The organism is Bacillus sp. FSL K6-2839 (assembly GCF_038003365.1).
Taxonomy (GTDB): domain Bacteria; phylum Bacillota; class Bacilli; order Bacillales; family Bacillaceae; genus Bacillus.
Genome location: NZ_JBBOOZ010000001.1, coordinates 2,185,077 through 2,197,385 on the forward strand (window position 1 = coordinate 2,185,077; position 12,309 = coordinate 2,197,385).

11 protein-coding genes and 1 other annotated feature are annotated in these 12,309 nt (G+C 42.2%); of the genes, 1 reads left to right on the forward strand and 10 read right to left on the reverse strand.

The genetic code is table 11. The features are described from left to right. From MHH26_RS11220 to ilvE, 5 genes are all read right to left on the reverse strand, one after another. Positions 1-1,554, reverse strand: coding sequence for a 2-isopropylmalate synthase (locus tag MHH26_RS11220; RefSeq protein ID WP_034661703.1), 1,554 nt, complete (start codon positions 1,552-1,554; stop codon positions 1-3). After that, the gene (gene ilvC / locus MHH26_RS11225) at positions 1,541-2,569 is read right to left on the reverse strand and encodes a ketol-acid reductoisomerase (protein WP_034661704.1); all 1,029 of its coding nucleotides are present in this window, start codon (positions 2,567-2,569) and stop codon (positions 1,541-1,543) included. The genes MHH26_RS11220 and ilvC overlap by 14 nt, the downstream gene beginning before the upstream one ends. Before the next feature lie 18 nt (positions 2,570-2,587). Continuing rightward, a complete protein-coding gene (gene ilvN, locus MHH26_RS11230) occupies positions 2,588-3,106 on the reverse strand; it encodes an acetolactate synthase small subunit (RefSeq protein WP_034661705.1) in 519 nt (172 codons plus the stop codon). Further along, the gene (ilvB, locus tag MHH26_RS11235) at positions 3,103-4,827 is read right to left on the reverse strand and encodes an acetolactate synthase large subunit (RefSeq protein ID WP_307500021.1); all 1,725 of its coding nucleotides are present in this window, start codon (positions 4,825-4,827) and stop codon (positions 3,103-3,105) included. The genes ilvN and ilvB overlap by 4 nt, the downstream gene beginning before the upstream one ends. Before the next feature lie 122 nt (positions 4,828-4,949). After that, positions 4,950-5,196: a binding site (T-box leader), on the reverse strand. An 8-nt stretch (positions 5,197-5,204) separates the two neighbouring features. Continuing rightward, the gene (gene ilvE / locus MHH26_RS11240) at positions 5,205-6,119 is read right to left on the reverse strand and encodes a branched-chain-amino-acid transaminase (protein ID WP_307500022.1); all 915 of its coding nucleotides are present in this window, start codon (positions 6,117-6,119) and stop codon (positions 5,205-5,207) included. Between the two features lie 432 nt (positions 6,120-6,551). Between ilvE and MHH26_RS11245 the strand changes: the two genes are divergently transcribed. Continuing rightward, the gene (locus MHH26_RS11245; RefSeq protein WP_340973473.1) at positions 6,552-7,595 is read left to right on the forward strand and encodes a lactonase family protein; all 1,044 of its coding nucleotides are present in this window, start codon (positions 6,552-6,554) and stop codon (positions 7,593-7,595) included. Between the two features lie 80 nt (positions 7,596-7,675). On the opposite strand, the gene MHH26_RS11250 is transcribed toward MHH26_RS11245, so the two are convergent. From MHH26_RS11250 to dltA, 5 genes are all read right to left on the reverse strand, one after another. After that, the gene (locus tag MHH26_RS11250; RefSeq protein WP_034661711.1) at positions 7,676-8,098 is read right to left on the reverse strand and encodes a YkvA family protein; all 423 of its coding nucleotides are present in this window, start codon (positions 8,096-8,098) and stop codon (positions 7,676-7,678) included. A 95-nt stretch (positions 8,099-8,193) separates the two neighbouring features. Continuing rightward, on the reverse strand, positions 8,194-9,360 hold the full coding sequence (gene dltD, locus MHH26_RS11255) for a D-alanyl-lipoteichoic acid biosynthesis protein DltD (protein ID WP_106031220.1): 1,167 nt from the start codon (positions 9,358-9,360) through the stop codon (positions 8,194-8,196). Further along, positions 9,360-9,596 (reverse strand): D-alanine--poly(phosphoribitol) ligase subunit 2, encoded by a 237-nt coding sequence (gene dltC / locus MHH26_RS11260; RefSeq protein ID WP_024423191.1) that lies wholly within the window; start codon positions 9,594-9,596, stop codon positions 9,360-9,362. Before dltC ends, dltD begins: the two co-directional genes overlap by 1 nt. A 21-nt stretch (positions 9,597-9,617) precedes the next feature. Then, positions 9,618-10,802: a D-alanyl-lipoteichoic acid biosynthesis protein DltB gene (gene dltB / locus MHH26_RS11265; RefSeq protein ID WP_340973475.1), complete on the reverse strand. Its 1,185-nt coding sequence runs from the start codon at positions 10,800-10,802 to the stop codon at positions 9,618-9,620. Continuing rightward, a complete protein-coding gene (dltA, locus tag MHH26_RS11270; protein ID WP_340973477.1) occupies positions 10,799-12,304 on the reverse strand; it encodes a D-alanine--poly(phosphoribitol) ligase subunit DltA in 1,506 nt (501 codons plus the stop codon). The genes dltB and dltA overlap by 4 nt, the downstream gene beginning before the upstream one ends. Between the last annotated feature and the right edge of the window lie 5 nt (positions 12,305-12,309).

Genomic DNA, 12,309 nt, shown 5'->3' on the forward strand with positions numbered 1-12,309 from the left:
CTATGAAATCGCGTGATGTTTCTCAATTTCAATGAGATTTGATTTAAAGATTAAATGCCTGTTTACTGCATTGACGTAGGCTTTCGCCGATGCTTCCAGCACATCTTGCGCCACACCGCGTCCAGCTGTTTCTTTTCCTTCTATTGAAACAGTGACATATACTTCCGCTAGTGCATCTCTGCCTTTTCCATTCGATTGAATACGGTAGTCTAGCAAATGAATTCTTTCCTCCATACAGCGCTCCAGCGTGTTGTACACAGCTTCTACACTGCCTGCGCCTGTAGCTGCTTCTTGAATGACTTCCTGCGTTTCTTGATTTTTCAGAGAGACCGTTGCTGTTGGCATTTGTTCTGTCCCATAGTGCACTTGAAGACTTTCAAATTCGTAGCCAATTTTTCGGTCTGCTACTTTTTCTTCTAATATAATAGAGATCAAATCATCATCAGTGATTTCTTTTTTCTTCTCCGTCAAGTTCTTGAAGGTTTCGAAGAACTTATTGATTTCTTCTTCTGTTAGTTTAAAGCCTAGCGTTTTCATACGGTCTTTAAATGCATGTCTTCCGGAGTGTTTCCCAAGGACAAGTACATCTGTTGTCACACCGACAAGCTCTGGAGATATGATTTCATAGGTTGTTTTTTCTTTGAGGAAACCATCTTGGTGAATACCTGATTCATGTGCAAAAGCGTTGTTGCCAACGACTGCTTTATTGCGCGGTACAATCATTCCTGAGTATTTGCTCACTACATCACTTGTACGCTTAATTTCATTCAATTGAATCGTTGATTCGACCTGGTAGAAGTCTTTTCGAATATGAAGAGCGACTGCAATTTCTTCTAAAGCGGCATTCCCTGCACGTTCTCCAATTCCGTTGACAGCTGTTTCAATTTGATTTGCTCCATTTTCAATGGCAGCAAGTGAGTTTGCTACAGCCATTCCCAGGTCATCATGACAGTGAGCAGACAAGTTGACGCGGTCGATATTTGGAACGTGTTCCTTCATATATTTAAAGATATTGCCGTACTCTTTTGGCGCTAAGTATCCAACTGTATCTGGCAAGTTAATGACACTTGCCCCAGCGTCAATGACCTTCTCTACAATTTCTGCTAAGAAAGCTAGATCTGTACGACACGCATCTTCTGCGGACCACTGGACAACCGGAAAACGTTCTTTCGCGTATTTCACCATTGAGACAGCCTGTTCTACGACTTCTTCACGTGTTTTCTTTAGTTTATGCTTCAGATGAATATCAGAAGTAGCGATAAAGATATGAATTCTTGGTTCCACTCCATCTTTTAACGCTTCCCATGCAGCATCGATGTCACCTTTCACACATCGTGCAAGACCAGCAACTGAACAGTTTTTGATCGTTCTAGCAATTTCTTGTACGCCTAAGAAATCCCCTCGGGATGAAGCGGGAAAACCCGCTTCAATGATATTAACCCCAAGGCGCTCAAGCTGCTTTGCAATGATTAGCTTTTCTTGTGCATTTAAGTTCACTCCTGGTGATTGCTCTCCATCTCGAAGTGTTGTGTCAAAAAAATTAATTTTCCGCACCGACGCTCACCGCTTCCTTTTTCTTTCCTTGTTTGACGAAAGGCATCATTTCACGAAGCTTTCTTCCGACGATTTCAATTTGGTGCTCATTTTCATTTGCATTGATCGCATTGAAACGTGGACGATTCACTTGGTTTTCAACAATCCATTCTTTTGCAAATGTTCCGTTTTGGATATCAGTCAAGACGGCTTTCATAGATTCTTTTACGTTTGCATCCACAACGCGTGGTCCTGATACGAAGTCACCCCATTGTGCTGTATCAGAGATTGAATATCTCATGCCTTCTAACCCTTCTTCATACATTAGGTCAACAATTAATTTCAGTTCATGCAGACACTCGAAGTATGCAAGCTCTGGCTGATAACCAGCTTCTGTTAACGTTTCGAAACCTGCTTTCACTAGTGAAGTAAGACCCCCGCAAAGGACCGCTTGCTCACCGAATAGATCCGTTTCCGTTTCTTCTTTAAATGTTGTTTCAAGGACGCCTGCTCTTGCTCCGCCGATTGCTTTTGCATAAGCAAGTGCTTTGTCTTTCGCTTGGCCAGAAACATCTTGATAGATAGCAAATAGGGCAGGTACACCAGCGCCTTGTTCATATGTTCTTCTCACAAGATGTCCTGGACCTTTTGGAGCCACAAGATACACATCTACGTCACTTGGAGGAACAATTTGATGGAAGTGAACGTTGAATCCGTGTGCGAAAACAAGTGAGTTGCCTGCTTCTAATTGATCTTTGATTTCTTCGTCATATACTTTCTTTTGCTGCTCATCTGGTAGTAGTACCATGACGACATCTGCTTGTGCTGCCGCTTCTTTTACTGTGAATACTTGATGGCCGTCTTCTTGTGCTTTTGTATAAGATCCGCCTTTTCTCACGCCGACGATCACATCTACGCCGCTTTCTTTTAAGTTCAATGCATGTGCATGACCTTGTGATCCATACCCAATGATAGCAACCTTTTGACCATTTAATACGTTTTCTTGAATATCACCGTTATAATATACTTTTACCATTTGACTCTCTCCTTTTGTTTAGACAATTGAAATTGTTTTATTTGATTGCGGCTTTTGCTGATTATCTCTCGCAAAGGCCGTGGTGCCAGTTCTGGCGACTTCTTTAATGCCGTATGGCTTAAGTAATTCAATGAGTGCTTCAATTTTTGAAGACTCACCTGTCACCTGAATGACGACACTCTCTCTGCTTACATCTACAATAGAAGCTCTAAACGGTTCAATGACCCCTGTGATCTCCATTCTAGATGCCGGTGCAGAAACGACTTTTATCAAAGCCAGCTCTCGCTGAACGATTGATTGGTTTGTAATGTCTGTTACTTTGAGAACATCAATTTGCTTGTTCAGCTGTTTTGTCAGCTGTTCGATGTCTTTCTCTTGGTCTACATGGACGACGAACGTGATGCGTGATACATCTTGAATCTCAGAATGGCCGACCGTAATGCTTTCAATGTTGTAGTGTCTTTTGGTAAAAAGGCCAGTGATTCGGTTCAGTACGCCTGATCGATTTAATACAGTCAACACAATAATTCTTTTCAAGGTTTCACCCCCACCATCTCATGAAGTCCTTTCCCCGGTGCGACCATCGGGAATACTTTTTCATCTCTCGCTACATTGACATCGATGAAAACAGGCTCTCTAGAGGTTAACGCTTCTTCAAGCTTTTCTTTCGCCTCTTCGTCTGATGAGATTCTGATTCCTTTAATGCCATAAGCTTCAGATAATTTAACGAAGTCTGGCTGCTCTGAAAATTTAGAATATGAGTAGCGTTCTTCGTAGAAAATTTCTTGCCATTGTCTTACCATTCCAAGGCTGTGATTATTCAGAACAATCACTTTCACTGGAAGGTTCAGCTCACGGATAACGGCAAGTTCTTGCAAGGTCATTTGGAAACCTCCGTCTCCTAAGATCGCCACAACCGTTGCCTCTTGATCAGCCAGCTGAGCGCCAATGGCTGCCGGTAAACCGAAGCCCATCGTACCAAGGCCGCCAGATGTGACCCACTTATCTGCATTTTCAAATGGGTAGAACTGCGCTGCCCACATTTGATGCTGTCCGACATCAGTTGCCACAATGGCTTCACCTTTTGTGAATTGATGAATGTATTCAATCAGCTTTTGAGGCTTAAAGCCCTCTGCATCGTTTTCAACGTACCAGAGTGGATATTCTGCCTTCCACTGATCTAATTGGTTTTTCCATTCATTTGATTCTCCTTGCTTCCCGTCTTGCTTGATCAGCTCTTCAAGAACTAGTTTACTGTCTCCAACAACCGGGATATGGGTATGAATGTTCTTGCCAATTTCTGCTGGGTCGATATCAATATGTGCTACCTTCGCATGTTTCGCAAAGTGATTGAGGTTGCCTGTTACCCTGTCATCGAATCTTGCACCGATTGAAATGAGTAGATCACATTGGTGAAGAGCCATGTTCGCCGCATATGTGCCATGCATACCAGCCATCCCTAGGAAAAGAGGATGCTTTGCTGGGAAGCCGCCAAGTCCAAGCAGTGTATGAGCGACTGGGATTTGCTGCTGCTCTACATACTGCCTTAATTCTTCAGATGCTTTGCCATGAAGAACGCCAGCTCCTGCTAGAATGACTGGTTTCTTCGCTCTGCTTACAGCTTCTACTAATTTGCGAATTTGCAAATAGTTCGGCTCGACTTTTGGCTGATAACCAGGTAAATCAATTGGCTGATCATATTCAAACGTTCCTTCAATGCCTGCCACATCTTTTGGAATATCAATCAAGACTGGACCAGGTCTGCCTGTTGTTGCGATGTGGAACGCCTCTTTAATGACACCCGGTAATTCCTCTGGATTTCTTACTTGGTAGCTGTGCTTTGTGATTGGCATTGTGATGCCGAGCACATCTGCTTCCTGGAAAGCATCCGATCCAATGACTGAGGTTGCCACCTGTCCTGTGAAGACAACAAGAGGAAGTGAATCAATCATTGCATCTGCAATTCCTGTGACAAGGTTTGTCGCTCCAGGTCCTGATGTTGCAATGACAACACCCGGTTTGCCAGATACTCTTGCGTATCCTTCTGCTGCGTGAATCGCTCCCTGCTCATGCCTTGGCAGGACATGAAATAAACCAGAATCATAAATTTTATCGTAGATCGGTAAAACCGCTCCGCCTGGATATCCGAAAATGACTTCTACTTTTTCTCTTTTGAGTGCTTCAATTAACATGAGTGCACCGTTCATCGTTTGTGGTGCTTTAGATGTTTCCGTCTCCACTTGTACATTTGTCCCCATTTGATTTCCTCCTCTTTGTCTTGCTTCAGTCAAGTCTTTTCACCCTTTTCTATTCAAGATCGAGATTTTAGACCATATAAAAAAGCCTTCTCACCCCACAATGACACTACTTTTCACTAGGTCAAAGGGGCGAAAAAGCTTTGTTTTTCGCGGTACCACCCTTGTTCACGGCAAAATCTGCTGCCGTCTCATGGACATCTTTCATCCATTTTGGTAACGAGTGAGCAATGTCACTCGGTCTGCCCTACTATCATTTCAAGCAGACACTCAGAGGTGAGTTCACTTTAGAAAGTAACACCGGTTTCCAGCTACCACCGGCTCTCTGTAGATACTGACTCTAAAGCTACTAGTCCTCTTCAACGTTTATCGATATCTATTTAGCTTGCGTGAATGTTTTCATCTGTAAATACGACTTTTTCTCCTTCTTCAACCACTCGCTTGCGGAATTGTTCAAGAAGTTTGTTTGTGTGGACCCCAGGTTTCCCTTCACCGATTGTACGGCCGTCAACCTTTACAACAGCGATCACTTCGGCTGCGGTTCCTGTCAGAAAAACTTCTTCTGCTGTATACACATCGTGCCTTGTGAATGGTTCTTCTTTCACTTCGTAGCCTAAGTCTTCTGCAATCTCCATGATGGCATTTCTTGTGATGCCTTCAAGAGCGCCGATATAACCTGGCGGTGTATAAAGCTTACCTTTTTTATAAATAAACACATTGTCTGCAGAACCTTCTGCCACGTACCCTTGATCGTTCAGCATCAGCGCTTCACTCACACCGGCCATATGGGCTTCGATTCGGACAAGGATGTTATTCAAATAATTTAATGATTTCACTTTTGGGCTCAGTACATCGGGACGATTTCGTCTCGTCGGTACTGTTACAATATCAATACCCGTTTCATATAGGTGCTTTGGAAAGATGGACAGCGGCTCTACAATGATCACTGTGTTGGCTCTCCCGCAGTTGTTTGGATCTAAACCAAGATCACCAGCTCCTCTTGAGACAACAAGACGAATATAGGCATCCTTTAGGCCGTTCCTTTCAACTGTATGAATCATTTTTTCCGTGAGTTCCTCAAGTGAATATGGAATGTTCAGCATAATGGATCTGGCGGAATCATACAGGCGGTCTAAATGTTCTTTCATTCGAAAGATATTTCCGTTATACACGCGTATCCCTTCGAACACACCGTCACCATATAAGAAGCCATGATCATAAACTGAAATTTTTGCATCCTCTTTTTTCACGAGTTCATCGTTTAAAAAGATCCACTGTTCCTTTTGGTCTTCCATTTTCAGTGAGCACCCTCTCTTTCAAACAAAAAGTAGTTGAATTTTCAGACACTTTTTATTGAAGCCTCTCACGCTTGCTCTGCGTGTTTGTTTAGCTTTTGTTGAACCCATCTTACGCCGCTTTCCATACAGTGTCAACAGCATTTTTAAAATTATTAGACAATTTAGACTAATCAAAATTAAATGTATACGCTTACACCTTTGCTAGACAAGGAATGAAAAAACTTAAAATTTTTTGTATTTTTTCTTCAATTTATTTACTTTACCTGAACGCTTTTCTTTTGAGAAAACGTTTGTCATATTTTTTCACATAGTTTTTAATGAATACTGGTAGATTTCAACGCTTTTGATTTTCTTTCGGCATGCCTTTCTAAAGCGTTTTCCTATGAATTTATGATAGAATGAGAGCATCTTATAGAAGGAGGGCAATACATGGCTAACATCAGAGGTTATATCGGAACGTATACAAAGGGAGACAGTAAAGGCATTTATACTTTTACATTAAATACGGACAAGCAGCAGATCGAACAAGTAAAAGTAGCTGCTGAACTTGAAAATCCTACATATTTAACCGTCTCAGATTCTCAAAAATTTGTGTATTCTGTTGTGAAAGAAGGATCACAGGGCGGCGTGGCTGCATATCAAATTGATGCAGAAACCGGCACACTTCGTTTCATCAACCAAGAGCTTGCCGATGGCGCTTCTCCTTGCCACGTCAGCGTGGACAGTCAAACAAAAACAGCTTTTACAGCAAACTATCATAAAGGAACAGCAGAGATGTATGAAATCGATGCTGAAAATGGCTCAGTCATCCGCACGCTGTCACAGGCGCAGCATGAAGGAACTGGACCAAACGAAGACCGTCAGGAAAAACCGCACACTCACTTTATGGGTCTGACACCAGATGAACAAATTGCAGTGGCTGTTGACCTTGGGACAGATGGCATTTATACGTATAAGAAAGAGGGCGGCAAACTCGAGCTCGCTCATACATTTGAAACAAAACCAGGCACCGGTCCTCGCCATATCACATTCCATCCAACGAAACCTGTGGCATATGTGATGACAGAGCTAAGCTCAGAGGTGATTGTGCTTCGTTACTTTGAAGATGGTCATTTCGAAGAGATCCAAACGATCGCAACCATTCCAAGCGACTTTACAGAGAACAATCAAGGCAGTGCCATTCACGTGTCTTCAGACGGCCAATTTGTTTATGCAGGAAATCGCGGACATGACAGCATTGCGATTTTTAAAGCAGACGCCGACGGCCAATTAAGTCTTGTCGAGATTGCTTCATCTGAAGGAAACTGGCCTAGAGACTTTGTACTTGATCCAACTGAAGAATTCCTCGTCGGTTCAAACCAAGAATCTAGCAACCTAGTGTTATACAAACGCGACAAAGAAACAGGACGACTCACTGTCTTACAATCAGACATCGCCGTTCCTCATCCAGTTTGCGTGAAATTTTTAGGATAAAGAAAAAAGCCTCCGTTTTGGAGGCTTCAGCTTGTTGACAAAGGGCTAAAATGAACTTTTTTTAGCCCTTTGTCTTCTTTTCAGCGTGCAGACGGCATCCCGCCATCTTCAAGCTTTTGATCAATAAGAGACGTATCGGTTTTTTCACCGAACCATTTTGACAGCCTGTCCTTCGCTTTTCCTTTCACATCATCATCAATGTACATCGCTACTTGGAGCAGAGCAAATGTGATCGCTCCTAAATCATCTGTGTAGCCGACACCAATCAATGTATCAGGGATGAGGTCAATAGGAAGGATAAAGTATCCGAGTGCCCCAATAATAAGGGTTTTTGCTTTGACAGGCACTTCGGGTTTTTGCAATGTATAGTAAAGTAATAGCACAGCATAGACAAGAGAGACACCAGCTTTTTGTGCCGTCTTTTTTAACTTTTCCCAAAAGGCATGATCATTAAAATGCTTCTTCGAACGCTTTAATAGTTCTTTTTTCTCAGAACGGTTCATCATATCGCCTCCATCTACAGCATAGCCCTTTTCCCTTCGTTATACAAGATATCCGCCGATTCGACAAACAAAAAGCAGCAGAAAGCTGCTGCATTCTACTGCTCTTTGTAAAACTTTTCGATCGCCTTATCGATGTAGACCCATCCTTTATAAGACACATGAATTGTATCTTTAAAGAAGTAAGGATCGTATTCATGTTTAGTCAAATCTGCGACTTCATACCCGTTATCTCGAATTTGACGATTGATTTTCTCATAATACTCTGTACGCCCCTCTTTCGGGAAACCGGTATAATCATACCATTTTCCATTGACAGGAATCGTCACAAACAAAGGCTTCGCCCCTGCCTGTTTTAAAATATCCAACATGATTTGAAAATCTTTGTATTCTGGTGATTCCGCATAGGAGTGGTCTTCACGAGAATCTTTCATCTTTTTCATGATCGGTTTCAGCTTGCGGTCAAATAGTTTTTGATTAATATAAAACGGGTTGTTCCCTGCTTTTTCCGCACCTAAGACACTTGCTTCTTTTTCAAGCTCAGTCCATGTTTTTCCTTTGACAGAAGGAGACGGATGAAGCTTACGCTCTTTCCCCGATCCAATTGTATAGTACATGTCTTTCTTTTGAAGCATGCCATAATACATTTTTGCAATTGGAGAAATCGCGCCATAAGCGAATTTGTTCCCAGAAAGCTCTGCTTTAAAAAGTTCTGTGATGACCATGTCGTTCTTTACAGCTTTAAACGTCATGATTCTCTTGATCAGCTCTTTTTTCACAGCTGGATCAATTTCTTTATTATAAGCGAGATTAAGCGCTTGAAGCGCTGAATAGTTCGGTGCAAAGTGATTCTCGTCAGATCCCCATTTCACAAACCACTGCGGGGACACGATAAACACAAGCTTCTTCCCTTTTAATTTATCCATATGCGCTGCGAAGTTCATCGCATGAATTAATGATTGTGACCCACCTTTTCCAATAAGATAAGGTGTAAACCCTTGAGGATTCTCATGAAAGAAATTCGAAGGGTGATATGGATCAAAACGTGATAGTTCAGAAGATCCATAGATCGGCAAATAAGTTGGATCTTTCAGCATTTCATCTTGTAAATAAAGCCCCTGGAACATCCCTGGATCTAATTCTGTGGCTGACTTTTGTAATTTGTCTTTTGGGATCAGATGTGAGAGCCATGCATTTGGTACAAGAAGAACACCAATGAATAGAACAGCCGCTAAAATAAGCGGCCCAAAAAAACGCTTTTTCATTACTTCATCTCTGCCAGCTGCTCAGCAATGTGATTCGGTGTATCCCACACATCACGATCGAACTCTGTAATCGGAACAGTAATTCCAAGTTGACTTTCAATTGCCATAAGCAGTTCTACTGTACCAAATGAATCTAGAAGACCTTCTTCAAAAATTGCAATCTCTGGATTTTCTTTCACAACGTCGTCCTGGCAAACCTCTGCAATAATACCGTATACTTGATTTTTAAATTCCATAATTTTCTACTCCCTTAATGATTAATGATGAAATGGTTTTCCTGAAAAAATATAAAATCCGAAACAAATCACATGGAATGTAATTATGATCGACACAACCATTGTGACCTTATTATCCGGCCACCACTTGTGCTTTTTATTCCATTTCTCAAATAAATTGTAACCGGACATCACAACTGCGTGATATAGTCCGTAAATAATATATTGAAGTGCTAGACCATGCCAAGCACCCATCAATAGAAAGAGGACAAAGTACCCAATATTTGATACAGCCATACGGTTCTTGATCCACTTCTTTTTTGTCATAAAGAACACAAATCTCATAAACACGTAGTCTCTGAACCAGAAGGAGAGGGACATGTGCCAGCGATTCCAGAAGTCTTTAATGTTCCGGCTGATAAACGGTTTGTTAAAGTTTTCTGGTGATTTAATGCCCATGATATAACTCACACCAACAGCAAATGCTGTATAACCAGCAAAGTCAAAGAACAAATACATACTGTACGCATACATATACGTTAACTGTTGAACAAAGTGACTGCTGCTAATGTGATGAATATTCATGAGAATATACGTGTGAATCAGATAACCAATAATGAACTTATATAAGAAGCCGATAAAAATTTTATGAATACCGGCGTATAGAAGATCACTGTACGCTTCCTTTTCAGGCGGCGTATCCATATCCTTTTCAAACCGGCGGTAACGATCAATCGGACCTGATGAAATCGTCGGGAAAAAGACAATGAAATAGACCAAACGATGAATCGGAATTTTCTTCTTAATCAAGCCGTCTCTTGCCTCGATAATTAACTGGACACCTTTAAATGTTAGGTACGAGATTCCTAAAAAGCTCAGCCAGTTCATTGGCGGCGGTTGATGCGGCTGATGAGTTAAAAAGAACGGTAAAACCTTCGATAGCACAAGCGGCAAAATAGATGCCACCACTGCCATATAGAAGACAGACGCTTGATTCGCCTTCAGCCGGTACGAAAGGTACAAGCGGATGATCAAGATTTGCCACACTGTAAACAAGAAGAGCAGCAATGCGCCATGTGCATCCTTTGAGAAAATAAGCGCGAGCGCCACAACCGTTGCAAACATGTTGTAGCCCTGCATTCTTTTGCCGCGAAGACCAAGAATGATCGTCGGCAAAAGAAGAACACCAATTAGAATGAAGAAAAAGAATGAACTAAACGGAATCATAGAAGAACCTCTTTCGCGATTCTTTTACGATCAACCTTCCCGTTTGGTGTCATGTACAGCTGCTCAAGATAGACAAACTTTCTTGGAATCATGTACGCAGGCAGTGAATCCGCCATTTCTTTCTTAATTGCACTTGTCAGCTGATATTCTTTTTCAAAAGAATGCGCTGCTGGAACAATGGCTGCAATTAAGTACTCCACATGACCGTTTGGCTGGAACGGCACAATCACACAAGCATTGACATAGGTTGTCTCGCTTACATGATATTCAATTTCTTCAAGCTCCATTCGGTATCCATGCAGCTTAATTTGATAGTCCAGACGGCCGTGGCACGTAATCAAACCATCCTGCGCCACACCTGCATCACCTGTACGGTAAGCAGGGCGTCCTTCGTATTCAAAGAACACTTTATCTGTTAAGGCTTGTTCACCTAAGTAGCCTCTCGTGACGCTTGGCCCTACGATGACAATTTCCCCTTTTTCACCATCAGGAAGGGTCTTGCCTTCTTCATCTAAAATGACGATATCTGTATCCGGTTTGGCGTAGCCGACTGGTAAAGAATCGTGCTGATCAAGAATCGCCTGCGTGACTTCAATCGATGTGATCGCAACAGTTGCTTCAGTCGGACCATACGTATTAAAGACCTGCGCCTTTGGAAAACGCTCAAGGAGCGCACTTGCTACAGATACAGGAAGTGCCTCTCCGCAGAACAAGAAGACTTTCAGCTCTGGTAAAAGCTCCCCTGTAAAGGAAGGATCCATTAAGCACATTTGCACAAAGGAAGGTGTTGATGTCCACACTTCAACGTCAGATTGACCAAGTGCTGCAAACATATCCTTCGGCTTATTCACTAGATCTTTCACTAAACAGTACAGAGTACCGCCTGATTGAAGCGCTGGATACAAATCCATCACTGATAAGTCAAAAGAAAACGGTGCTTGATTTAAGAATGTGCGCCCCTCACCAATTGGGAAGTCTCGGCACATCCACTCTGTAAAGCTTTCTAAATTATTGGCTGTTACCTGAACGCCTTTCGGTTTTCCGGTACTGCCAGACGTATAAATGATGTAAAAGACATCATCATGTTGAACCCACTGCGAGGATGGCGGCGCTTCTTTTTCAAGTGCTAAAAGCGATGCCGCACTTTTCACCTCAATATGTTCTTCTACATCTAATACATTCTGCTCGTTTGCACAAATCAACAGGCTGGCTTTTGAGCTTTCAATAATTGAGACGATACGCTCGGCAGGTATTGAGATGTCGACCGGAATATAAGGTCTGCCTGATTTCACACTGCCTAAGAAAGAAATCAGCATCTCTGGCTCCATATGACCGTATACAATGACAGGTGCACTGCCATTTGCGACAGAATCGATCGCACCAGCCATTTGGTCTGATAAATGCCAAAGCTCATCATATGTGATCGAAGCATGTTGAGAAACAAATGCTGGCTGTGTCGGTTTCGTTTGTTGATATTCATGAATCGTGTGTAATAGTTTCATAGTCT